This window comes from Plastoroseomonas arctica (genome assembly GCF_018128965.1).
GTDB lineage: Bacteria > Pseudomonadota > Alphaproteobacteria > Acetobacterales > Acetobacteraceae > Plastoroseomonas > Plastoroseomonas arctica.
Window position 1 is genome coordinate 94,339 of sequence record NZ_JAAEDH010000007.1, and the last position, 24,286, is coordinate 118,624.

The following is a 24,286-nucleotide window of genomic DNA, read 5'->3' on the forward strand; positions in this document are numbered from 1 at the left end:
AGAAAAGAATTTCCCCGGACCCCAATCTTTTATTTTTGGCTACTGGAGCTGGCGGCGTAGGCGGCGCTAATAAACTCACGCAAACTCCTGGGAAAATCGGGAGGAAGCAAATGATTCAACGCCGCACACTCGGGCTCGCCATGCCCGCGCTCCTGGGCACGGGCGCGAGCGCGCAAACACCGTGGCCCAACCGGCCTCTGCGCATGGTTATTCCCTGGCCGCCGGGGCAGGCGACGGACCTCATCGGGCGCCTCGTCGCCTCCTTCCTCTCCGAACGGCTCGGGCAGCCCGTGGTGCCCGACAACCGACCGGGTGCCACGGGGATGATCGGCACCGACCTCGTCGCCAAGGCGCCGCCCGATGGCTACACGCTCCTCTCCGCCTCGGGCGGGCCGATCACCTTCGCGCCGCTGGTACAGCGCACCCCCTACGATCCGGAGCGCGACCTCTCACCCATCATCACCTTCGGGGTCTCGCCCTACCTCCTCGTCGTGCGCAGGGATTTCCCGGCAACCAATGGCCGCGAATTCCTCGCGCGCCTGCGGGCGGAGCCGGGCAAGTACACCTTCTGCTCCTCCGGCACGGGCGGCACCCAGCACCTGGTTTGCGCGGTGTTCAACGCGATGGCCGGGGTGGAGGTGCTGCACGTGCCCTACCAGGGCAGCGGCGCGGCGATGGCCTCGCTGCTCAACGGCACGGTCGATTTTGGCATGGAGACGCCGGCGGGCGCGGGCGCACTTGTGCAACAGGGCTCCATCCGCGCGCTCGGGCAGAGCCTGCCGCGTCTGACCGCGCTGCTGCCGGGCGTGCCGACCGTGGCGGAGGCGACCGGTGTCGCCGGCTATGGGATCGGTGGCTGGAACGGCCTGATGGGGCCGCCGAACCTGCCGCCCGCCATCACCCAGCGCCTGATCACCGAGATGGAGGTTGGCCTGGCCACCCAGCAGATGCGCGACCGCCTGGCACCCATCGGCATCGAGGTGGAACCGCGCCGCCCGGAGGCCTTCTCCGCCCTGCTGCGCGAGCAGCGGATCCTGCTCGAACCGCTGGTGCGCCAGCTCGGCATCCGCGCCGACGGTTGAAACGCGGAGGGCCAGAGGCGTGTGCCCCTGGCCCTCCGGATCACGCTCGTGGCGTCATCAACCCGCGTTGATGACCGCCCGCTTCGCCATCACTGTCACGAGGTGCGCGCGATACTCGGCGCTGCCATGGATGTCGGCGTTCAGCCCATCCGCATCCTGCTTGATCGCCGCCACCGCATCGGCCGACCAGTTGGACGACAACGCTGCTTCCATCGCCGCCTGGCGGAACACGCAGGGGCCGGCGCCGTTGATCGCGACGCGCACGCCCATCGGCCCCTTCGAGACGAGCGCGCCCGCCATGACGTAGCGCGAGGCCGGGTTGCGCATCTTCGCGTAGCCGGCCTTCTCCGGGATGGGGAAGGAGACGCCGGTCAACAGCTCGCCCTCCTCGAGTGCGGTGGTGAACATGCCGAGGAAAAACTCATCCGCCGCGATCCGCCGCTTCGAGGTGATGATGGTCGCCCCGAGCCCCAGCACCGCCGCGGGGTAATCCGCCGCCGGGTCGTTGTTCGCAACCGAGCCGCCAATCGTGCCGCGATTGCGCACCTGCGTGTCCCCGATCACCGTCGCCATGTAGGCGAGCACCGGGATCGCCGCCTTCACCTCGGCGGAGGTCGCCACATCCGCGTGGCGCGTCATGCCGCCGATAACGATCGCGTCGCCCTCGCGCTTGATGCCCTTGAGCTCCGCGATGCCGGAGAGGTCGATCAGCGCCGAGGGCTTGTTCAGCCGGTGCTTCAGCGCCGGCAGCAGCGTGTGCCCGCCCGAGATCGGCTTCGCATCCGGGTCGGCGGCCAGGAGTGCGACCGCATCCGCGACCGAGGTCGGCTTGTGATAGGTGAAATCATACATCGCGGTATCTCCTACTCGGCCGCCAGTTTCTGGCCGCCCTGGATGATGGCAAAGATCTTGGGCGCTGTCGCGGGCATGTCGAGGTGCCGCACGCCATAATCGCGCAGAGCATCGACCACGGCGTTGATCACCGCCGGCGGCGACCCGATCGCCCCCACCTCCCCGCACCCCTTCACGCCCAGCGGATTGTGCGTGCACAGCGTCACATGCGTCGCGACGCTGACCGGCGCGATGTCCTCCGCGCGCGGCATGGCGTAGTCCATCATCGAGCCCGAGACGAGCTGGCCCTGGTCGTCATACAGGCACGCTTCCATCAGCGCCTGGCCGATGCCCTGGGCGACGCCGCCCTGCACCTGGCCCTCGACGATCATCGGGTTGATGACGCGCCCCACATCATCAACGGCGGTGAAGTTCACCATCGCCACATGGCCGGTATCGGTGTCGATCTCCACTTCCGCGATGTGACACCCGCCGGGATACGTAAAATTCTTCGGGTCGTAGAAGGCGGTCTCCTCGAGGCCCGGCTCGATCTCGTCGATGGGGTAGTTGTGCGGCACGTAGGCCGCGACCGAGATGTCCACCAGCGCCTTGGTCTTGTCGGTGCCCGCGACGCGGAAGGTGCCGCGGTCGAATTCGATATCCTCGACCGACGCTTCCATAAGGTGCGCCGCGATGCGCTTGCCCTTGGCGATAATCTTGTCCATCGCCTTCATCATCGCCGAGCCACCAACCGCCATTGACCGGCTGCCATAGGTCCCCATGCCGAACGGCACCTTCGCCGTGTCACCATGCACGATATCCACCTGCGCCGTCGGCACGCCGAGTTTGTCCGCCACCAGCTGCGCGAAGGTCGTCTCATGCCCCTGCCCATGGCTGTGCGCACCAGTAAGGACAGTGACGCTTCCCGTCGGATGCACTCGGATCGTGCCCACTTCATACAGCCCCGCGCGCGCGCCTAGCGATCCCACCACGGCGGACGGCGCGATCCCGCAGGCCTCGACATAGGTGGAAATCCCGATGCCACGAAGCTTGCCGCGCCTGGCGGCCTCAGCCCGCCGCGTCTCGAACCCGTCCCAATCCGCCGTCTCGAGGCCGGCCGCGAGCGTCGTCTGGTAGTCGCCGCTGTCGTACTGCAGCGCGACCGGCGTCTGGTACGGGAAGGCGTCCACCGCGATGAAGTTGCGCCGGCGCAGCTCGACCCGGTCGATGCCCAGTTCCCGCGCCGAGACATCCATCAAACGCTCCAGCAGATAGGTCGCCTCCGGCCGCCCGGCGCCGCGATAGGCATCCACCGGCACCGTGTTGGTGAACACCGCCTTCACCTCGGCATAGATCACCGGCGTCGCGTAGCAGCCCGCGAGCAGCGTGGCGTAGAGGTAGGTCGGCACGCACGGCGCGAAGGTCGAGAGATAGGCGCCCATGTTCGCCTGCGTCGCGACCCGCAGCGCCAGGATCTTGCCCTGCGCATCAAAGGCGAATTCCGCGCGGCTCACATGGTCGCGCCCATGCGCGTCCGACATGAAGGCTTCCGTGCGGTCCGCCACCCACTTCACCGGCCGCTTCACCTGCGCCGAGCCCCAGCACACCAGCGCTTCCTCGGCATAGTGGTAGATCTTGGATCCGAAGCCGCCGCCCACATCGGGGGCCACCACGCGCACCTTGCTCTCCGGCAGCTTCAGCACGTGAGCGGACATCAACAGTCGGATGACGTGCGGATTCTGGCTGGTGGTGTAGAGCGTGTAGTCGCCGCTGTAGCGGTCGAACTCGCCTACCGCCGCGCGCGGCTCCATCGCATTGGGCACCAACCGATTGTTGGTGAGGTCCAGCCCCACCACCTTCTGCGCCGCGGCGAAGGCGGCATCCACGATTGCCTTGTCGCCGATATGCCAGTCGTAGCAAAGGTTGCCGGCCACACCCTCGTGGATCGGCGTCGCACCTGGCCTAAGTGCCTGCGCCATCGTCACCGAGGGCTCCAGCGTCTCGTAATCCACGTTGATCGCCTCGGCGGCATCGCGCGCCTGGGCACGCGTCTCGGCAATCACCAGCGCGACGGGGTCGCCCACATGACGCACCCGCTCATGCGCGAGCACCGGGTGCGGCGGCTCCGCCATCGGCGAGCCATCCTTGTTGTGGATCTGCCAGCCGCAGGGAATGCCGCCGAGGCCGGCAGCCTGCGTGTCCGCGCCGGTGAACACTCCGACGACGCCGGGCATGGCGCGAGCGACGGCGACGTCGACGGACCGCAGCAGCGCATGGGCATGGGGGCTTCGCAGGATCCACGCACAGACCTGGCCGGGGCGATCCATATCGTCGACGTAGTTGCCGTGGCCCTGGAGAAAGCGGGAATCTTCCTTGCGGCGCAGGCTCGCGCCAATGCCCTCGAAGGGTGCCACGACGTTCATTGGAGTCTCCCTTGAAGGAAGCATGGGGGAAATGAATTTCCCCCAAACCCCCATTCTTTTATTTTTGATTTTTTGGTGCTGACCCCTCAACCGGAGCCAATAGATAAAAAAGAAAGAATGGGGGTTTGGGGGAAATTCTTTTCCCCCATGCTTTCTTACTCGGCCGCGCGGGCAAGCTCCGAAACCCGCCCATGCATCACGTCCTGCGCCGCCGCGATCGCTTTCACGATGTTGTGGTACCCCGTACAGCGGCAGAGATTGCCCTCCAGACCCTCGCGTATCTCGTGCTCGCTCAGGCCCTGCGGGTTCTTCTGCACCAGGTCGATGGCGCTCATCACCATTCCCGGCGTGCAGAAGCCGCATTGCAACGCGTGGTACTCGCGGAAGGCTTCCTGCATCGGGTGCAGCGTGCCATCGGCGGCGGCAAGGCCCTCGATGGTCGTAACCGAGGTGCCCTCCGCGGCGACCGCCAGCACGGTGCAGGCCTTCGCGCTCTCGCCATCAATATGCACCACGCAGGCGCCGCACTGGCTGGTGTCGCAGCCGACATGCGTGCCGGTCAGGCGCAGCGTCTCGCGCAGCAGCTCGACCAGCAGCGTGCGGCCCTCGACCTCCGCAGTATGGCTCTTTCCATTCACCGTCAGCGTGACCTGCGGCATGAGCGTCTCCCAATTCTTCTGGCCGCGCCTCATGGCGCTGGTCCCTCGCGCGGAGCCTCGCCCCGCTCCCCCATCCTCGTCAAGCGGATCAATGCGCGGCGATGAGATCCGCGCCCTTGGCACCCGCCATCGGGTTCTCCGCCGCCGGACGGTCATGGAGATGGCACGCCGCCCAATGGCCCGCATCGGTGATCTTGAGCACTGGCTCATCGACCCGGCACCGGTCGAAGGCGTAGCCGCAGCGCGTGTGGAAGCGGCAGCCCTTGGGCGGGTTGATGGGAGACGGCACATCACCCTTGAGGATGATCCGCTCGCGCGCCGCCCCCGGCATCGGCACCGGCACGGCGGAGAGCAACGCCTCGGTATAGGGATGCTTTGGGGCCGAGAACAGGTCGCGCTTGGTCGCGACCTCCACGATCTTGCCCAGGTACATGACCGCGACCCGGTGCGTCATGTGCTCCACGATCGCGAGATCGTGGCTGATGAACAGCATCGCGAGACCGAGTTCCTTTTGCAGATCCTGCAGCAGGTTCACGATCTGCGCCTTGACCGAGACGTCGAGTGCCGAGACCGCCTCGTCGCAGATGATGATGTCGGGTTCAGCGGCGAGCGCGCGGGCGATGCCGATGCGCTGGCGCTGGCCACCCGAGAACTCATGCGGCCAACGGCCCACCGCATCGCGAGGCAGCCGCACCTTGTCCATCAGCAGGGCGACCCGCTCCTCGAGTTCGGCCTTGTTCTTCGCCAGGCCGAAATTGCGGATCGGCTCGGCGAGGATGTCCCGCACCCGCATGCGCGGGTTGAGCGAGCTGTAGGGGTCCTGGAACACCACCTGGATCCGCCGGCGCAGCGGCCGCAGCGTGCCCGCGGGCATGTCGTCGATGCGGGTGCCGTCCAGCACCACCTGGCCGTCGGTCAGGCCGAACAGCCGCAGGATCGCCTTGCCAACGGTGGATTTGCCGCAGCCCGATTCACCCACCAGCGACAGCGTCTCCCCCTTGTCGATCGAGAAGGAGATGCCGTCCACCGCATAGACCTTGGCCGTGACGCCACCGAAGAAACCGCCATGGATCGGGAAATGCTTCTTGAGGTCCATGACCTCCAACACCGGGCGGCTCATGCGGCGATCGCTTCCTTCATGGCGTAGTGGCAGGCGGCGACGTGGCCGGGCGCTTTTTCTTCCAGCGCGGGCGCGAGCTTGCGGCAAAGGTCGGTCGCATAGGCGCAGCGCGAGGCGAAGACGCAGCCATCGATCTTGCGCTTGAGGCTCGGCACCAGGCCCGGAATTTCGGCCAGCCGCGTCTCGGTGCCGGTGAGCGAGGAACCGAGCTTCGGCACCGACCCCAGCAGCCCCTGCGTGTAGGGATGGCGCGGGGTGCGGAACAGCGCGCCGACCTGCGCCTCCTCCACCTTCTTCCCCGCATACATGACGATGACGCGCTCCGCGACCTCGGCCACCACGCCGAGGTCATGGGTGATGAGCACGATGGCCGCACCGACCCGGTGCTTGAGGTCGCGCATCAGGTCGAGGATCTGCGCCTGGATCGTGACGTCGAGCGCCGTGGTCGGCTCGTCCGCGATCAGCAGCTTCGGATTGCAGGCGAGCGCGATGGCGATCATCACACGCTGCCGCATCCCGCCCGAAAGCTGGTGCGGATACTCCCGCACGCGCCGCGCCGGCTCAGGGATGCCCACCAGCGTGAGCATCTCGATGGCCTTGTCCTCCGCCTGCCGCGCCGAAAGTCCTTGATGCAAACGTAAGGTCTCGCCGATCTGCCGCGCCACGTTCAGCACCGGATTGAGCGATGTCATCGGCTCCTGGAAGATCATGGAGATCTCGTTCCCGCGGATCGCCCGCATTTCCTTCTCGGAGAGTTTCAGAAGGTCCTTGCCCTGGAACTTGATCGACCCCGCAATCTTGCCCGGCGGTTCCGGGATCAGCCGCAGCATGGACATGGCGGTGACGGATTTCCCGCATCCGCTCTCCCCCACGATGGCCACGGTCTCGCCGGCGCCGACATGGAAGGAGATGCCGTCGACGGCGCGGTTGATCCCGTCCGGCGTCCAGAAATGCGTCTGCAGCTGCTCGACCTGGAGGAGCGGTTCGCTCATGGCATCAGACCCTTTTCGCCATGCGCGGATCGAGGCTGTCGCGCAGCCCGTCGCCCAGCAGGTTCACCGCCAACACGGTGATCGACAGGAAGATCGCCGGGAAGAACACGATGTAAGGTTTCACCTGCCACAGCGCCCGACCCTCGGCCATGATGTTGCCCCAGGACGGGATGATCGGCGGCGTGCCGGCGCCGATGAAGGACAGGATCGCCTCGGTGATCATCGCGCTCGCACAGATGTAGGTCGCCTGCACGGTCAGCGGCGCGAGCGTGTTGGGCAGGATGTGGCGGATGATGATGCGCGGCGTGCGCGTGCCCGACGCCACCGCCGCATCCACATAGGGCTGCTCGCGCAAACTCAGCACCACGCCGCGCACCAGGCGCGAGACGCGCGGGATTTCGGCGATGGTGATGGCGATGATGACGTTCTGCACAGATCCCCGCGTGAGTGCCATCAGAGCGATTGCGAGCAGGATCGGCGGAATGGACATCAGCCCATCCATGCAGCGCATGATGATCGTGTCTGCCACCCGGATGAAGCCAGAGACCAACCCGATGGTCAGGCCGATCACCGACGCCAGGATCGCGACCGAGAAGCCCACCGTCAGCGACACCCGTGTGCCGTACAGCACCCGCGAATAGACATCGCGCCCGAGCATGTCCGAGCCGAACCAGAACTGCGCCGAGGGCTCGCGCGTGCGCAGCGCCGGCGCGAGTGCGGTCGGGTCGCGGGTGAAAAGGAAGGGCGCGAAGATCGCGACGCAGACCATGGCGAGGACCAGCCCGCCGCCGATCGCGATCGTGGGGTTGCGGCGGAGATAGCCCAGGAACCCGCCGCGTGGTCGTACTGGCGGCAGGATGTCCGGCATGGGTGGCGCCACGGCGACGTTGCCCGCGTTGCGGTCCATCGCGATATGGGCGGCGTTGCGCTCCGAAATCGTGGCTGTGTCCATCAGTACCGGATCCTCGGGTCGAACAGCGTGTACGCGAGGTCAATCGCCAGGTTGACCAGCACATAGACGAAGCTGAACAGCAGCACGACGCCCTGGATGACCGGGTAGTCGCGCCGCAGGATGGCATCCACCGTCAGCCGGCCCAGACCGGGAATGGCGAAGACGCTCTCGGTTACCACCGCACCCCCGATCAGCAGCGCGATGCCGATGCCGATAACGGTCACGATCGGCACGGCGGCATTCTTCAGCGCATGCAGGAACAGGATGCTCGACTGGTTCGCACCCTTCGCGCGCGCGGTGCGGATGTAATCCTGCTGCAAGACCTCCAGCATCGTGGCCCGGGTAATGCGGGCGATCAGCGCGATATAGACGCCACCCAGCGCGATGGCCGGCAGGATCAAATTCTGCAGCCACGGAACGAAGCCTCGCGCAAAAGGCGTATAGCCCTGCACCGGCAACCAATCGAGCTCGAGCGCGAAGATGTACGCGAGCACATACCCAACCACGAACACCGGTACCGAGAAGCCCAGCACGGCAAATCCCATCACGGCGCGGTCGATCAGCGTGCCCTGCTTCCACGCCGCGATAACCCCCATCGGGACGGCGATGCTGATCGCCAGGATCAGCGTCAGGATCATCAGCGACAGCGTGGGCTCGATACGCTGCGCGATCATCGTCGTGACCGGCAGGTTGGTGAAGATCGACAGGCCGAGATCACCCTGCAGGATGCGGAAGAACCACTCCCCGAAGCGCACCAGGTAGGGTCGGTCGAGGCCAAGCGAGGCGCGGATGCGCTCCACATCCTGCGGCGTCGCCTGGTCGCCGGCGATCACCGCGGCCGGGTCGCCGGGCGCGAGATACAGCAGCGAAAACACGAACAGCGCCACCAGCCCCATGACGGGGATGGTGGCCAGCACACGACGAACGACGTAGGCGAACATCAGCTCTTCGCCACGCCCCAGAAGAAGGGCAACGGTCCCTTCTGGATCCCCGTCACGTTGCGCCTCCAGGCCTGGTAGGATTTGAAGAACCCAGTCGGCGCGTAGACCACGTTCTCCACCGCCTCGCGGTTGATCTTGTCCATGGCGATCTTCTCGGCGTCCTCGTTGGGCGCGTCGAACCATTCGGTCACGCCCGCCTCCACCGCCGGTATGCTGGGCCAGCCGAACCAGGCCTGCTCGCCATTGGCGCGCAGCGCGTTGTAGGCGGCCGGGTTCACCGTATCGGCACCCGCGTGCCAAGTGTGGAACATGGACCACCCGCCCTGCCCGGGCGGGTTGCGCATCGCACGACGCTGCCCGACGGTGCCCCAGTCGGTCGCGACAAAATCGACGTTCATGCCGAGACGGCGCAGCAGGTCGGCAGTGACGTCGCCCATCGCCTTGGTCAGCGGCTGGTCCTGCGCGACCAGGCAGATCACCGGCTCATTGGCGTAGCCGGATTCCGCCAGCAGCTGGCGTCCACGCGCGAGGTTCTTGGCCTTCAGCGCCTCTCCACCCGCCTCGGTATAGCCCGAGGTCCCGGGCGTGAAGTAGCCGCCGAGCACGCTCCAGAGGTTGGTGTCGTCGCCGACCAGCGCGCGCATGTAGTCTTCCTGGCTGAGCGCGGTCAGCACCGCCTGGCGCACCTTCTTGTTGTTGAAGGGCGGGTGAAGGTGGTTCATGCGGAAGCTGCCAATATTGCCGAGCGGATCGGCGATATCCACAGCCACGTTGCGGTTGCGCCGCATCAGCGGGATCAGGTCGCTGATCGGGCTTTCCCACCAGTCGACCTCGCCATTCTGCAGCGCGGCCGCGGCCGTCGCAGGGTCGGGCATCACCACCCATTCGAGGCGATCCACCAGGATGCGCTTGGGCCCCGCCATCCAGCTCGCGGTGCCTTCGCGCGGCACGTAGCGGTCGAATTTCTTGAACACGGCCTTTGCACCGGGCACCCATTCGCCGCGTTCGAAGGTCATCGGGCCGGAGCCGACATATTCGGTGATCATCGTGGTGCTGCCGGTGCCGGCGGCGATGCGCTCGGGCATGATGAAGCAGCAGGGCGTCGCGGTCTTGCCCAGCGCGTATTTCAGCTTCGGGTAGGGGCGCTTGAGCTTCCAGCGGAAGTGGCGGTCATCGACCGCGACCAGTTCGTCCTGGATGGCGCTGATCATCTGCCCCATCGGGTCTCGCGGCATCCAGCGCGTGATCGAGGCGACGACGTCCTTCGCCAGCACCGGCGCGCCGTCATGGAACAGCAGGCCCGGACGCAGACGGAAATCCCACACCAGGCCGTCGGCGGACATCGTCTCGCCCTCGACCATCTGCGGCTGGGGGACAAGCTGGTCGTCGATGCCGTAGAGCGTGTCCCACACCGCGGCGGCGGCGTTGCGCACCACGTACTGGGTGCCCCAGATCGGGTCGAAATTGGCGAGGTTCGCTTGCGGCACGAATTTCAGCGTCCGCGCCGCCGCACCCTGGCTCAGCGCCGGCGCCGAGAGCAGCGTAGCGCCCGTTGCGGCCAAGAATGTCCTGCGTTCCATCCGACTTTCCCCTTCTTATTGCCGTCACACTGCCCGAATTTTAGGCGATGCGCCATGCCATACGGCCATCCCGGACCGGGCTTGCACGCACCGTGCCAGACGCCCTCCTCAGGCCCGCCGCACGCCCCAGAACAACGCCGGGCCGCCCTTGACCACGCCTGTGATGGAGCGCCGATAGGCCTGCGGCGGCAGCACCTGACCCAGCGGGATGAACGGCACCTCGTCCCACGCAATCGCCTGCATTTGCCGCGCGATGACCTGTTCGGCGGCAATGTCGGGTGCTTCGAACCAGGCGTCGCGGAGTGCCTCCAGCCGCGGGCTTTCCGGCCAGCCGGACCAGGCATTCGCCCCATTGCCGCGCAGCGGCTGGTGGCTGCCGGGCACCGAGACGTCCAGACCCTCCCATGTGGTGCAGAAGGCGGACCAGCCGCCCTGGTCCACGCCGTTGCGGCTAGCGCGGCGCTGGATCTGCGTGCCCCAATCCATCGCCTGGAAGTCGACGTTGAAACCGATGCGCCGCATCATATCGGCGGCCACTTCGGACAAGTTTTGCAGCACAGGCAGGTCGGAGGCGGACATCATCGCGACCCTTTCCCCGCGATAGCCCGAAGCTGCAAGCGCGGCCTTCGCCGCATCGAGGCTGCGCGGCCCGGTGAGCACGGACAGGCCCTCGTCATTGGCCAGCGGCGATCCCGGCGTGAAGCAGCCGGCCGGGACATGGCTGAGCGCCGTGTCCGTGCCGATTGCCGCGTCCATGAAGGCGCGCTGGTCGATCGCCGGCAGCAGCGCGCGGCGGACGGCGACGTTGTTGAAGGGCGGGTGGAGGAAGTTGAAGCGCAGCACGCCCAGATTGCCGAAGGCGTTGACCCGCTCGACGATGATCTCGCGATGGCGGCGCAGCACCGGCAGCAGGTCCGGCAGCGGGGTCTCCCACCAATCGGCCTCGTTGTTCTGCAGAGCGGCCGAGGCCGTGGCCGGGTCCGGCATCACCCGCCATTCGACGCGGTCGAAATGCACGGGCTTGGCGCCGGCGAGGAAATCCGAAGGCTCCTCGCGGCTCCGATACCCGGCGAAGCGCTCGTAGACCGCAACGTCGCCAGGACGGAACAGGTCGCGGCGGAAGCTGTAGGGGCCAGAGCCCGTGGCATCCGTGATCTGGGTGAAGGGGTCGGTCTGCGCGACGCGCTCGGGCATGATCGCGCACATGTTCGCGGAGGGTTTTCCGAGTGCCCAGGACAGGCCGGCCCAGGGCCGCTTCAGCCGGATGGTGAAGCGCGTGTCGCTCTCGGCGCGCATCTCGTCGAGCAGCGTGCCCAGGCGCTGGCCCAGCACATCTCGCTTCGACCAGCGGTTGATCGAGGCGATGCAATCCGCACTCCGCACCGGCGCGCCGTCATGGAAGCGCAGGCCCTCGCGCAGGCCGATGGTCCAGGTGAGCCCGTCGGAGGAGACCTCATGCCCGGCTGCCATCTGGTGGCGCGGCTGCAGTGCGGCGTCCAACCCGAACAGCGTGTCGTAGATCATCAGCCCGTGGTTGCGCACGATGACCGCCGTGGACCAGACCGGGTCGATGCTCGCGAGGTTCGACTGCGGCACGAAGCGCAGCGTGCGCGCGGCGACCTGGGCCGAGGCGATGCGCGGCGCGGCCAGCACCGCACTCGCGGTTAGCAGCGAACGCCGATCCATCAGGACTTGCCCATGTTCCAGAACACGGTGGCCGGTGCGCGGAACACGCCGGTGACGTTGCGCCGCCACGCACTCGGTTGCCAGTAATAGCCCAGCGGCAAATAGTGCATGAACTCCATCGCCCGCCGGTTCAGCGCCTGCGCGATGTTCAGCCGCTCCGACTCCTCGGCACTCTCCACCCAAGCGCCGCGCAGCCGTTCGATCTCGGGATCGTCCGGCCAGCCGAACCAGGCATTGGCGCCATTCGCGCGCAGGAACAGGTGATAGACCGGCAGGGTCAGCGACTGCCCCGACGACGTCGTGTGGATAATGCTCCACCCGCCCCGCTCCACCGGCTCGCGCGAGGCGCGGCGCTGCACCAGCGATCCCCAATCCGTCGCGATCAGGTCGAGATTCATGCCCATCCGCTGAAGGATATCCGCGGTCACCAGCGACAGCGCGTTGATCTGCGGATAATCCGACGGTGCGATCAGCACCACTTTCTCGCCATTGTAGCCCGAGGCGCGCAGCGCTTCCTTCGCGCGTTCGATGTTGTGGGTCTTCAGGATCTCGCTGCCCACCTCATTGGCCATCGGCGTGCCGCAGGTGAACACGCCCTCGCATACGCCCCAGCCATTGGGCTCGTTGCCGGCGACGGCGCGGAGATAGTCGCGCTGGTCGACGGCCATCGCCACCGCGCGGCGCACCGCGACATTGTTGAACGGCGGGTGCAGCGTGTTGAACCGCGCGATGCCATAGGTGCCTTCGAGCAGGCGCTGCTCCACCACCACCTCGCGGTTGCGCCGGATCAACGGCAGCAGATCGTGCAGCGGGTATTCCCAGTAGTCCTGCTCGCCCTGGGTCATGGCGTTCGCACTCGTCGCGGGGTCCGAGATGACGGTCCATTCGACGCGGTCGATGCGCGGAACGCGGCCGCCCGCCAGGCCGTCCACCGCCTCCGTGCGCGGCACATAGCGCTCATTCTTCGACCACACCGCGCGCTGGCCGGGGTTCCACTCGCCGGGGACGAACTTGAACGGGCCGGATCCCACCGTGTCCCGGATCTGGGTGAAGGCGTCGGTCGCCGCGATGCGCTCGGGCATGATGAAGCAGGGAAACTGCGTCTGGCCCAGCGCTTCGAGCAGCAGCGGCACCGGGCGGTGCAAGCGGAAGCGGAAGCGGCGGTCATCCATCGCCTCCACATCCGCGACACTTGGCCACAGCACCTGCATGAAGGGGTCGCGCCGCGCCCAGCGTTTGATGGACGCCACCACATCCTTCGACGTGACCCGCTCCCCATCATGGAAAGCCAGGCCCTCGCGCAGCGTGAAGGTCAGGCTGAGCCGGTCATCGCCGAGCACCCAGCCCTCGGCCATCTGCGGCCGGATCACGCCCGCCGCATCCTGCGCGCAGATCTGGTCGTAGATCATGAAGGCGTGGTTGCGCGTCACCACCGCCGTGGTCCAGACCGGGTCCACGGAGGTGAGGTTCGCCTGCGGGATCACCCGGATGGTGCGCGCCACCGCCCCCTGGGAGAAGGCAGGCAATGGCAGGGCGGCCGCGGCGGCGCTTGCGAGAATGGTCCTGCGCTGCATCATGCCCTCCGCAAATTCCAGAACAAGGCCATGCCCTTCACCCGCCCCGTCAGATTGCGCCGTAGCGCCGTCAACGACTTGTATGCACCCACCGGGATGTAGGGCAGCTCATCCATCGCGATGGTCTGCATCTGCCGCGCGATGCCCTTCTGCGCATCGAGATCGGGGGCCACGAACCACGCGTCGCGCAGCTCCTCCAGCCGGGGAATGTTCGGCCAGCCGACCCAGGCGCCGGCGCCATTGCCGCGCAGCGGGAAATGGGCGGAGGGGTCGAGAAAGTCGAAGCTGGAGAAGCTGGTGAACAGCATCGACCAGCCGCCATTCTCCACCGGCTCGCGCGAGGCGCGGCGCGTCACCACCGTGCCCCAGTCGGCGAAGACATTGTCGGAATTGAAGCCCAGCCGGCGCACCAGATCCGCACCCACCTGGCTCATCGCCGAAGGGGCGAGAATATCCGTCGGCGCGATCAGGCGCATGAGCTGGTTCGTGTAGCCCGCCTCGCGCATCAGGGCACGCGCCCGCTCCACGTTGCGCTCACCCAGCAGAGGGGCCATGCCCGCGTCATTCGCGAGCGGCGTGCCCGGCGTGAACATGCCCACCTTGTCGTCGTAGATGGAGGGGTCGGGGCCCACCACCGCGCTCATGAAATCCGTCTGGCTCACCGCCGGCAGCAGCGCCTGGCGCAGGCGCTTGTCGTTGAAGGGCGGATGCAGATGGTTGAACCGCAGCACGCCGGTGAGCGGCAGAGGGTCGATCTCCTCGATCACCACGCCGCGGTTGCGTCGCAGCAGCGTCTGGTATTCCGGATTGGGCTGCTCGTACCAGTCCACTTCGCCGGTCTGCAGCGCCGCCGCTGCGGTCGCTGCATCGGTGATGATCTGCCACTCCACCCGATCGAAATACGGCACCTTCGGCCCGGCCGTCAGGCTCGCCTCGCCGCCCTGCACCGGCACATACGCCGCGTTCTTCTCATAGACGACCACGGAACCCGAATTGAACTCGTCCGCCTTGAACTTGAACGGGCCGGACCCGACGGCTTCGCGGATCTGCGTGAAGGCATCCGTGCGCGCGATCCGCTCGGGCATGATGAAGGGCGGCGAATTGCTCACCTGGGCGAGCGCGTTGATCAGCAGCGGAAAGGCCTGCTTCAGGCGGAACACGATGCGCCGGTCATCGGCGGCCTCCACCGCATCGACGAAGCTCTCCAGCTTCTGCCCGATCGGGCTGCGCTTCATCCACCGCGTGATCGAGGCCACGCAATCAGCGGCGCGCACCGGCTCGCCATCATGGAACCTCAGCCCCGTGCGCAGCGTGATCACCACGCGCCTGCCATCCTCCTCCACCACATGGCCCTCGGCCATCTGCGGCGTGGCACGGAAATCCGACGTCATGCCGTAGAGGGTGTCGAACACCATGTAGCCGTGGTTGCGGGTGATGTTCGCGGTGGTCCAGATAGGGTCGAGCGAGGTGAGGTTCGCCTGCGGGACCATCTTCAGGACGCGGTTCGCAGCGGGCTGGGCAATCGCGAACCGCGGCAACGCCGCTGCACCCGCCGCAAAAAACACATCACGACGCTTCATGCGAAACCCTTTCCCGACGAAGAGCCGGGGAAAGGAATTTCCCCGGACCCCATTCCTTTATTTTTGGCGACGAAGCATCAGCACAAAGCGATCACGCCTTTTCCACGTTCCAGAACAAGGGCAGGCCCTTCAGCACGCCGGTGATGCCGCGACGATAGGCGGTCGCCTGGAAATACTGGCCGAGCGGCAGGTAAGGCACCTCCTGGAAGGCAACCTCCTGCATCTGCCGTGCCACGGCCTGCTGCGCCTCCAGATCCGGCGCATCGAACCAGGCGCCCCGCAACTCCTCGATGCGCGGGATGGTCGGCCAGCCGAACCAGGCCTGCTGACCATGGCCGCGCAGGCTCTGGTGCACGCCAGGGTTGAACATGTCCACGCCCGACCAGAAGGTGCAGAACATGTTCCACCCACCCCGCTCCGCGACCTCGCGCGAGGCGCGGCGCTGCACCACCGTGCCCCAGTCGGTGGAGACGTATTCCACATTCATCCCGGCCCGCCGCAGCATGTCGTTCGTCACCTGCGCGAGCGCGTTCAGGGAGGGGAAATCGGACGCCGCGATCAGCACCACGCGCTCACCATTGTAGCCCGCCGCGGCGAGATCGCGCTTCACCTTGTCCATGTCCGGGGTCGAGGTGATCGCATCGAGCCCCGCATCGGAGGCCATCGGCGTGCCGGGCGGGAAGAACCCGACCCCGTCGCGCCAAAGGCTGCGATCCGTGCCGATCACCGCGGTCATGAAGTCGGACTGGTTCACGGCGCCCAGCAGCGCGCGACGCACCGCAGGCTTGTCGAAGGGCGGGTGCAGATGATTGAACCGCGCCACACCCAGCAGGCCCGTCGGGTCGGGGATTTCGAGGACCACGTTGCGGTTGCGCCGCAGAACCGGCTGGAGGTCGCCGGTCGGCTGCTCCCACCAGTCCATCTCGCCGCTCTGCAGCGCGGCCGAGGCGGTCGCCGCATCCGGCGTCACATGCCATTCGACGCGGTCGAGGAACACGCGCTTGGGGCCCGCCGTCCAGCTCGGCGTGCCATCCGCCCGCGGCACGTAGCCGGCGAATTTCTCGTAGACCACGCGGGCGCCGGGCACCCGCTCATTGGCGAGGATCCGGAACGGGCCCGAGCCGATCATGTCGGTGATGGCGGTCGTGGGCGGGGTGTTTGCGATCCGCTCCGGCATCACGAAGCACACCGGCGTCGAGGGCTTTCCGAGCGCCTCGAACAGCATCGGGAAGGGGCGGCGGAAGCGGAAGACGATGGTCTGGTCGTCCGGCGCGGAAAGTTCCTCCAGCACCGAGTTCATCACCTGGCCGAGCGCGTCGCGCGCCGCCCAGCGCTTGACCGAGGCGACCGCATCCTTGGCCAGCACGGGCGTGTTGTCATGAAAGCGCAGACCGGTGCGCAGCTTCATGGTGACCCGCTTGCCACCATCCTCGACGGTGTGGCCCTCCACCATCTGCGGCTGCGCCTTGTACTCCTCGTCGAAGCCGTAGAGCGTGTCGTAGATCATGTAGGCGTGGTGGCGCGTCACATAGGCGGTGGTGATCACGGGATCGACCACGGCGAGATCCGCCTGCGGGATGAATTTCAGCAGCTTCGGCGCCTGCGCCAGCGCCGGCCGCGCCAGGGCCAGGGCCCCCGCGCCGATCAATACGTCACGACGTTGCATGATCCCACATCTCCCGGTTCTCGAAGCCGGGGCAGCATCGCCATAGAGGCGGGCCCACGCAAGCATCCTGCGCAAGCGCGCGCCGCGCGTGCCAAGCCGCGGCAGGTGCGCTATGGGGCCGCGCATGTTTCCTTCGCTGCAACGGCTGATCATGGAGTTCCTCCGCTTCGGCGTGGTGGGGCTCGCGGGATTCGTGGTCGATACGGCGGTGCTCTATGCCGGTCTTGCCGCCGGGCTCGGACCCTACCTAGCGCGCATCCCGAGCTACCTTTGCGCCGCCACAGCCACCTTCGCGCTCAACCGCGCCTGGACCTTCCGCGACCGCCGGGGCGCCGTCGCTGTGCATCGTCAATGGGCGGCCTTCGTGGTGGTGAACCTCGTGGGCTTCGCGCTCAACTACGGCACCTATGCGGCGCTGGTCGCGACGGTGCCGCTGGTCGCGGCCCACCCGGTCATCGGCGTCTTCGCCGGCGCGCTCACGGGCATGGGCAGCAATTTCTTCCTCTCGCGCCGCCTGGTGTTCCGCCCGACCGCGCCATGAAGCCGCCACACGCCTCGATCATTCCTGGAACCGCATGACAGAGCCACGAATCGCCGTGCTGATCCCCTGCTACAACGAGGCGGTGGCCATCCCCCGCGTCGTTGCGGCCTTCCGCGCCGCGCTGCCCGCGGCCGCCATCCATGTCTATGACAACAACTCCACCGACGGCACGCGCGCCGCCGCTGAGGCCGCCGGTGCCCTGGTCCGCACCGAGACGCAACAGGGCAAGGGCAACGTCGTCCGCCGCATGTTCGCCGACATCGAGGCCGACATCTATCTCCTCGTCGATGGCGACGACACCTATGATGCCGCCGCAGCACCAGCCATGGTCGCGATGCTGCAGGATGACCGGCTGGACATGGTCACCGCCATCCGGGTGACCGAGATCGTCGCTGCCTACCGGCCCGGCCACCGCTTCGGCAACCTAATGCTCACCGGGATGGTGCGGCTCATCTTCGGCGACCGCATCACCGACATGCTTTCGGGCTACCGCGCCTTCTCCCGCCGATTCGTTAAATCCTTCCCCGCCCTCGCCCACGGCTTCGAGACCGAGACGGAATTCACCGTCCACGCGCTGGAGCTCCGCCTGCCGGTGGGCGAGATCGCCACGCCCTACAAGGACCGGCCGCCGGGGTCTGTCTCCAAGCTCAACACCATCCGCGACGGCATCCGTATCCTGCGCACCATCCTGGCCTTGATCCAGCGCGAGCGGCCACTCGCCTTCTTCGGCCTCACCGGCCTCGCCCTGATGCTCGTCGCCGTAGGGCTGTTCATCCCGGTGCTGGCCGAATTCCTGCGCACCGGGCTGGTTCCGCGCCTGCCGACCGCCATCCTCTCGGCCGTGCTGGTGCTGGCGGGGCTGCTCTCGCTCGCAGCCGGCCTGGTGCTCGACACCGTCACCCGCGGGCGGCTGGAGGCCAAGCGCATCGCCTACCTGGCCATTCGCGGGCCGGGCTGAGGCACCCAGCTTTCCCCCTCGCGCCGCTGCCGGGATTGTCATAGTTTCGCCCGCAGACAGCGCGGCACCGTCGTGCCAAACGGCGCGACCTAAGGACTTTGCTAACGTAACCCGGGTTCCTATCGCCCCAGGGCCTGCCCGGCCCCTGTCATCGAGGCCCAATGTCCCAGTCGCTCCGCAGCGCCCCGCCCACCAAGACACCGCTCCAGCGCGCGCTCGCCGCCTGCCGCTCGGAATTCCTCTCGGTCGGCGTCTTCAGCGGCATCGTCAACGCGCTGCAGCTGACCGTCTCGGTCTATATGATGCAGGTGTTCGACCGGGTGCTGGGCAGCCGCAGCCTGGACACGCTGCTCTACCTCACGCTCATCACCATCGCCGCCATCGGGCTGCTGGCCGTACTTGAGGCGGTGCGCAGCCTAGTCATGCAGCGGCTTGGGCAATGGGTGGAACGCCGCGTTGCGCCGGAGGGCTTCGCCCGCGCTCTGGAAGCCCAGCTGCGCGGCCGCCCCTACCGGATGGAGGCGCTGCGCGACCTCGCGGTGCTGCGCGGCTATCTCGGCTCGCCGGGCATGCTCGCGCTGTACGACGTGCCCTGGGTGCCGGTGTTCCTCGCCGTCATCTTCCTGCTCCACCCGATCATGGGCTGCATCGCGCTTGCGGGCGCGGTCATCCTGTTCGGCCTGACGCTGCTTTCCGAGCTCGTCACCTCCTCGCTGCTCAAGACCGCCGGCTCGGCGTCCATGGTCAGCCAGCGCCGCGCCGAGGCGATGATGCGCAACGCCGAGGTGATCGACTCGATGGGCATGCAGCCCGCCATCATGGCGCGCTGGCACGAAAGCCAGGCGGAGCTGACCCCCGCCCAGGCGAAGGCCGCCGACCGCGCCGCGGTGCTGCTCGCGCTCACCAAGTTCTTCCGCCTGACCGTGCAGATCGCGATCCTCGGCGTTGGCGCCTACCTGACCTTGCAGCAGGAGCTGACCGCCGGCGCCTCGATCGCGGCCTCCATCATCATGGGCCGCGCGCTCGCCCCGGTGGAGCAGCTGATCGGCGGGTGGAAGCAGCTGGTCCAGGCGCGGCAGAGCTGGATGCGCCTCGATGGCTTCCTGCAGCAGCCGCGCATCCGCCCGCAGGGCATGAAGCTGCCCGCCCCCGTCGGCCATGTCGCGGTCGAGCGCGTGTCCTACGCCTTCCCCGGCCAGCAGGCGGCCATGATCAAGGGGGTGAACTTCACCCTCGACGCCGGCGAGAGCCTGGCGGTCATCGGGCCCTCGGCGGCGGGCAAGACCACGCTGATCCGCATGCTAATCGGCACGCTTCAGCCTTCTGTCGGCAATGTCCGTCTCGACGGTGCCGACGTGTTCACCTGGATGCGCGAGGATTTCGGCCGCCATGTCGGCTACCTGCCCCAGGATGTGGAATTGTTCGACGGCAGCGTGAAGATGAACATCGCCCGCATGACCGAGGGCGACCCCGAGGCCGTGTTCGAGGCCGCCCGCATCGCCGGCTGCCATGAGATGATCCTGCGCCTGCCCAATGGCTACGACACCGAAATCGGCGATGGTGGCCAGCACCTGTCGGGCGGCCAGCGCCAGCTGATAGGCCTCGCGCGCGCCGCCTATGGCCGCCCCCGCCTGGTCGTGCTGGACGAGCCCAACTCGAACCTCGACGGCGATGCCGAGGCCGCCCTGGTCCGCGGCCTGGGTGCGCTGAAGGAGAGCGGGTGTACCGTGGTGCTGGTCTCGCACCGGCCCTCGCTCGTTCAGGGCGTGGACAAGGTGCTGCTCCTCAAGGATGGCGCAGTCGAGATGTTCGGACCCCGCGCGGAGGTGCTGAAGAAGCTGATGCAGCCCCGCGCCGCCGAGGTCGCCGGTCCCACACCCACGCCGCCGCAAAGGGTCGCACAGTGAGGGTCGCGGCATGAGCACCACCCTGTCGCCGACCAACGCAAGCGTTCCGGCTCTCGCCGATGCGCGCGCCGCGATCCCGATCGAACTCGCCGGGCGTCCCCGCACCGGGGGGCTGATCCTGTTCGGCATCCTCGCCATCGCCGTGTTCTTCGGCAGCTTCGTCGCCTGGTCGCTGATGGCGCCGCTGTCGGAGGCCGCCGTCGCGCCGGGCATCATCAAGGTCGAGGGCCAGCGCCGCACCATCCAGCACCTCGAAGGCGGGATCGTGCGTGAGATCATGGTACGCGACGGCGACCGGGTGACGCGCGGGCAGCCGCTGATGCGGCTCGACGACGTCCAGTCCGGCGCGACGCTCGAGACGCTGCGCAGCCAGCTGTGGTCGTTCCGTGCCCAGGATGCGCGGCTGACCGCCGAGCTCTCGCGGGCGGGTCGCATCGACTTCCCCGCCGAACTCGCCGAGAGCACGGACCCGCGCGCCCGCGATGCCATCGCCGGCCAGACCGCACTGTTCGAGGCGCGTGCCACCGCACTCGCCAGCCAGATCCAGGTGCAGGAAGCGCGCATCGCGCAGAGCCGCTCCACCATCTCCTCCGCCGAGGGCCAGTACCGCGCCACCATCGCGCAGCTGGACCTGATCCGGCGCGAGGAGGAGATCACCCGCGGCTTGGTCCAGCAGGGCCTGCAGCGCCTGCCGCAGCTGCTGGCCCTGCAGCGCAGCGCTGCCGCCCTGGTCGGCACCGACACCGATCTGCGCGGCCAGATCGAACGCTCGCGCGGTGCCATCGTGGAGGCCGAGAGCACCATCCGGCAGATCCAGGACACCCGGATGCAGGATGCGAGCACGGAGCTTCGCGACCTCCGCACCCGCCTCGCCGAAGCCGAGGAGCGGATGCGCGCGGCGACCGACATCTCCACCCGCCGCGACATCCTGGCCCCCGAGGACGGCACCGTTCTGGGCCTGCGTTTCTTCACCATGGGTGCGGTGGTGCGCGCCGGCGACCCGGTCATGGACCTGGTGCCCGCCCAGGACCGGCTGATCGCGGAAGTGAATGTGCAGCCCAACGACATCGACGTGGTGCATGTGGGCCTGCAGGCCGAGGTGCGGCTGCCCGCCTTCAAGCAGCGCCTGGTGCCCTTCCTGCACGGCCACGTCACCTTCGTCGCTTCCGACGTCACCTTCGACGAGCGCACGCGGGCCACTTACTACCGCGCACAGATCATGATCGACCGCGATCAGCTCGCGCGCCTGCAGGGGGTGACGCTGGTCCCCGGAATGCCGGTGGAGGCCATGGTGCAGATCGGCCAGCGCAGCTTCGCGCGGTACATGGTCCAGCCGGTGCTGGACAGTTTCCACCGCGCCTTCCGCGAACAATAGGACACGCCGCCATGACCGCCACCGCCAATATGATCTTCGCTGACGGCATGTCCGACATCGCGATCGCCAACGGCGTCGCACGCATCACGCTGGCGCAGACGGGTGCGGAGGGGAAAACCGTGCCCGTGGCACAGCTGTGCGTGCCGGTGACGCAGCTGCCGGCCCTGGCGAACGGGCTGGTGCAGATGCTCAAGCAGCTGCAGGAGAAGGCGCAGGCTGCGGCCGCCGCGGCCGTACCGACCGCGCCGCAGCAGGAGAACCCGCCCCAGCTGGGTGGCCCGACGCTCTCGCCGGGCGCGTTCCGCTTCGGCGACAAGAACTAGGCGACCGCCTCCAGCACGAAGGCCGCGCCGCACCCGGCCGCGATCTCGCGCACATGCGCGACCAGCGCGTCAGGCAGCGGGATGCCCTGCGCGAGCCGGCGCGCACGCTCGCTATCCTCGGGGTCGCCTGGGATCATCACCGGCACGCCCTGCTCCGCCGGCCGCGTGCCGCGCAGGACCGCGATCTCGGCGGCCATCTGCGCCTCGAAGGCTCCCTCCTCGCGGATCGCGCCAGGGTTCAGCGCCATGACGAAATGGCCGATGTCGTCGCCCTCGCCCGGCGCGCGGCGCGCCTTGTGCACGGCAGGGAAAGCCGCGCCCGGCAGCGTCGCGGCCAGGACATGCGCCATCATGGCAAGGCCATAGCCCTTGTGGCTGCCCATTGCCGCCGTCCCGCCCAGCGGCGAGATCCCGCCGCCCTTCGCGTTGAACAGCCGATCATAGCCCTCATGCGGATCGACCACCGGCGTGCCGGCCTCATCGAGCACCCAGCCCTCCGGCAGCGGCTTGTCCTTGAGGTGGTAGACCTTGACCTTGTTGCCTGCGACCGTCGTGGTCGCCATGTCCAGCACAAAGGGACGCTCGCTGGCCGCGGGGGCCGCGAAGGCGATCGGGTTGGTCCCCAGCATCGGCTCCGCGCCCCGCGTCGGCACCATCAGCAGGTTGCGCGCCGAGCTCGTCACCAGCCCGATCATCCCGGCATCGGACGCCATGCGCGCGTAATACCCCGCCGCGCCGAAATGATGCGAGTTGCGCACCGCGACGATGCCCACGCCATGCGCCCGCGCCTTGCCGATGGCGAGGCGCATCCCGCTCCAGCACGCGAAATGGCCCAGCGCCGCGCCGCCATCCATCAGCACCACCGCGCCCGCATCGCGCTCCACGATGGGCCGCGCGTCGAGCTTCAGCTGCCCGTCACGGCGCATGCCGTCATACATCATCACCATCGAGATGCCGTGGCTGTCGATGCCCATCAAGTCGGTCTCGACCATCACCTCCGCCGTCACCGCGGCGATGTCCTGGGGCATCCCCCAGGCGCCGAGAATGGCCAGGATCTGCGCCCGGACCGACGCTTCGCTTGCGTGCATCGCCATCAATCCACACTCGCCCCAGTTGCCCGCACAATCGGCACCCAGCGCTCGATCTCGCTGCCGATGAACGCCCGCGTCGCCTCGGGGTTCATCCCCTCCGGAATGGTGTTGCCCACCGCCACCAGGCGGTCGCGTACATCGGGCAGCTTCAGCACCTCCGCGATCTGCTCATAGAGGAACTGCCGCACCGGGAGCGGCGTGCCGAGCGTGGCCGACCACGGCGCCCACGTCGTCGCCTGGTAGGCCGGCAGGCCTGCCTCGGCGCTCGTCGGAACCTCCGGCGCCATCCGGCTGCGGACCGGCGTCGCGATCACGATGCCCCGCACCGTTCCGGCGCGGATGTGGTCGGAGAGAAAACTGATCGTGTCCGCCTGGAACGAGGTCCGCCCACCCGCGAGATCCGTGAACGCGGCCGCCGAACCGCGATACGGCACATGCACCGCCTCCACCCCCAACAGCGACACAAGCATCGCGCCGGCGATATGGCCCGTCGTCCCGTTCCCCGAGGACCCGTAGGTGAACTGTCCTGGGCGCGACAGAAGCACCGCCCGGAACTCGGCCAGCGTCGTCACACCAAGCGACGGATGCACCGCCACCGCGATCGCCGAATGGCTGCTGATGGTGATGTGGTCCACACCCGTCAGCGGATGAACCGCGAGCGAGCGATACAACCCCACATTCAAGGCGTGGCTACCGAGCGCACCCACCAGCAAGGTATGCCCATCCGGCGCCGCACGCGCCAACTCGCCGAACGCCACGATGCCGCCGCCTGACGGGCGATTCTCCACCACGAATTGCTGGCTGAGCCGCGCAGACAACGCCGTCGAGATCAGGCGCGCATTGATGTCCGCATTGCCGCCGGCCGCCAGCGCCACGAGCACCCGGACAGGGCGCGCGGGGTACTCGCCCAGGCGCGGCTGCGCCGATGCAACGCCCGAAAGTAGCAGCAAGACAGCGATCAGGCGAACCATGAAGCCCCTCCCCCAAGGAAGACTGGGGGAAATG

General features: G+C 67.7%; 20 protein-coding genes. 6 read left to right on the forward strand and 14 right to left on the reverse strand.

Translation table 11 applies throughout. The features are described 5' to 3' along the window. The first annotated feature begins 110 nt into the window (after positions 1–110). Entirely contained in the window at positions 111–1,082 is a 972-nt protein-coding gene (locus GXW79_RS08115; RefSeq protein ID WP_211873872.1) for a Bug family tripartite tricarboxylate transporter substrate binding protein, read from the forward strand. A 57-nt stretch (positions 1,083–1,139) separates the two neighbouring features. Here GXW79_RS08115 and GXW79_RS08120 read toward each other — a convergent pair whose 3' ends face one another. From GXW79_RS08120 to GXW79_RS08175, 12 genes are all read right to left on the reverse strand, one after another. Further along, positions 1,140–1,934, reverse strand: coding sequence for an FAD binding domain-containing protein (locus GXW79_RS08120; protein ID WP_211873873.1), 795 nt, complete (start codon positions 1,932–1,934; stop codon positions 1,140–1,142). 11 nt (positions 1,935–1,945) lie between these two features. Beyond that, entirely contained in the window at positions 1,946–4,336 is a 2,391-nt protein-coding gene (locus tag GXW79_RS08125) for a xanthine dehydrogenase family protein molybdopterin-binding subunit (protein ID WP_211873874.1), read from the reverse strand. Positions 4,337–4,491: 155 nt separating this feature from the next. Beyond that, the gene (locus GXW79_RS08130) at positions 4,492–4,995 is read right to left on the reverse strand and encodes a (2Fe-2S)-binding protein (protein WP_211873941.1); all 504 of its coding nucleotides are present in this window, start codon (positions 4,993–4,995) and stop codon (positions 4,492–4,494) included. Between the two features lie 88 nt (positions 4,996–5,083). Beyond that, positions 5,084–6,115: an ABC transporter ATP-binding protein gene (locus GXW79_RS08135; RefSeq protein ID WP_211873875.1), complete on the reverse strand. Its 1,032-nt coding sequence runs from the start codon at positions 6,113–6,115 to the stop codon at positions 5,084–5,086. Beyond that, positions 6,112–7,107 carry an ABC transporter ATP-binding protein gene (locus tag GXW79_RS08140; RefSeq protein ID WP_211873876.1) on the reverse strand — a complete coding sequence of 332 codons (996 nt, stop codon included), beginning with the start codon at positions 7,105–7,107 and terminating at the stop codon, positions 6,112–6,114. Before GXW79_RS08140 ends, GXW79_RS08135 begins: the two co-directional genes overlap by 4 nt. 4 nt (positions 7,108–7,111) lie before the next feature. Then, positions 7,112–8,059 carry an ABC transporter permease gene (locus GXW79_RS08145; protein ID WP_456315828.1) on the reverse strand — a complete coding sequence of 316 codons (948 nt, stop codon included), beginning with the start codon at positions 8,057–8,059 and terminating at the stop codon, positions 7,112–7,114. After that, a complete protein-coding gene (locus tag GXW79_RS08150; RefSeq protein ID WP_211873877.1) occupies positions 8,059–9,000 on the reverse strand; it encodes an ABC transporter permease in 942 nt (313 codons plus the stop codon). The genes GXW79_RS08145 and GXW79_RS08150 overlap by 1 nt, the downstream gene beginning before the upstream one ends. Continuing rightward, complete coding sequence (locus GXW79_RS08155) at positions 9,000–10,580, reverse strand: ABC transporter substrate-binding protein (protein WP_211873878.1); 1,581 nt, start codon at positions 10,578–10,580, stop codon at positions 9,000–9,002. The genes GXW79_RS08150 and GXW79_RS08155 overlap by 1 nt, the downstream gene beginning before the upstream one ends. Positions 10,581–10,688: 108 nt before the next feature. Further along, positions 10,689–12,266: an ABC transporter substrate-binding protein gene (locus GXW79_RS08160; RefSeq protein WP_211873879.1), complete on the reverse strand. Its 1,578-nt coding sequence runs from the start codon at positions 12,264–12,266 to the stop codon at positions 10,689–10,691. Continuing rightward, positions 12,266–13,843 carry an ABC transporter substrate-binding protein gene (locus GXW79_RS08165; RefSeq protein WP_211873880.1) on the reverse strand — a complete coding sequence of 526 codons (1,578 nt, stop codon included), beginning with the start codon at positions 13,841–13,843 and terminating at the stop codon, positions 12,266–12,268. Before GXW79_RS08165 ends, GXW79_RS08160 begins: the two co-directional genes overlap by 1 nt. Further along, entirely contained in the window at positions 13,840–15,420 is a 1,581-nt protein-coding gene (locus GXW79_RS08170) for an ABC transporter substrate-binding protein (RefSeq protein WP_211873881.1), read from the reverse strand. The genes GXW79_RS08165 and GXW79_RS08170 overlap by 4 nt, the downstream gene beginning before the upstream one ends. A 91-nt stretch (positions 15,421–15,511) precedes the next feature. Then, a complete protein-coding gene (locus GXW79_RS08175; protein WP_211873882.1) occupies positions 15,512–17,086 on the reverse strand; it encodes an ABC transporter substrate-binding protein in 1,575 nt (524 codons plus the stop codon). A gap of 124 nt (positions 17,087–17,210) precedes the next feature. On the opposite strand from GXW79_RS08175, the gene GXW79_RS08180 reads away from it, so the two are divergent. The 5 genes from GXW79_RS08180 to GXW79_RS08200 all read left to right on the forward strand — a co-directional run bounded on the left by GXW79_RS08180 (position 17,211) and on the right by GXW79_RS08200 (position 22,190). Continuing rightward, positions 17,211–17,627, forward strand: coding sequence for a GtrA family protein (locus tag GXW79_RS08180; RefSeq protein ID WP_246503816.1), 417 nt, complete (start codon positions 17,211–17,213; stop codon positions 17,625–17,627). Between the two features lie 34 nt (positions 17,628–17,661). Beyond that, positions 17,662–18,585, forward strand: coding sequence for a glycosyltransferase (locus GXW79_RS08185; RefSeq protein ID WP_211873884.1), 924 nt, complete (start codon positions 17,662–17,664; stop codon positions 18,583–18,585). A gap of 161 nt (positions 18,586–18,746) precedes the next feature. After that, a complete protein-coding gene (locus GXW79_RS08190; protein ID WP_211873885.1) occupies positions 18,747–20,492 on the forward strand; it encodes a type I secretion system permease/ATPase in 1,746 nt (581 codons plus the stop codon). 10 nt (positions 20,493–20,502) lie between these two features. After that, on the forward strand, positions 20,503–21,867 hold the full coding sequence (locus tag GXW79_RS08195; RefSeq protein ID WP_211873886.1) for an HlyD family type I secretion periplasmic adaptor subunit: 1,365 nt from the start codon (positions 20,503–20,505) through the stop codon (positions 21,865–21,867). A gap of 11 nt (positions 21,868–21,878) precedes the next feature. Then, positions 21,879–22,190 carry a hypothetical protein gene (locus tag GXW79_RS08200; RefSeq protein ID WP_211873887.1) on the forward strand — a complete coding sequence of 104 codons (312 nt, stop codon included), beginning with the start codon at positions 21,879–21,881 and terminating at the stop codon, positions 22,188–22,190. Here GXW79_RS08200 and GXW79_RS08205 read toward each other — a convergent pair. Beyond that, the gene (locus tag GXW79_RS08205; protein ID WP_211873888.1) at positions 22,187–23,278 is read right to left on the reverse strand and encodes an Ldh family oxidoreductase; all 1,092 of its coding nucleotides are present in this window, start codon (positions 23,276–23,278) and stop codon (positions 22,187–22,189) included. The genes GXW79_RS08200 and GXW79_RS08205 overlap by 4 nt on opposite strands. 5 nt (positions 23,279–23,283) lie before the next feature. Next, the gene (locus GXW79_RS08210; RefSeq protein ID WP_211873889.1) at positions 23,284–24,252 is read right to left on the reverse strand and encodes a Bug family tripartite tricarboxylate transporter substrate binding protein; all 969 of its coding nucleotides are present in this window, start codon (positions 24,250–24,252) and stop codon (positions 23,284–23,286) included. Between the last annotated feature and the right edge of the window lie 34 nt (positions 24,253–24,286).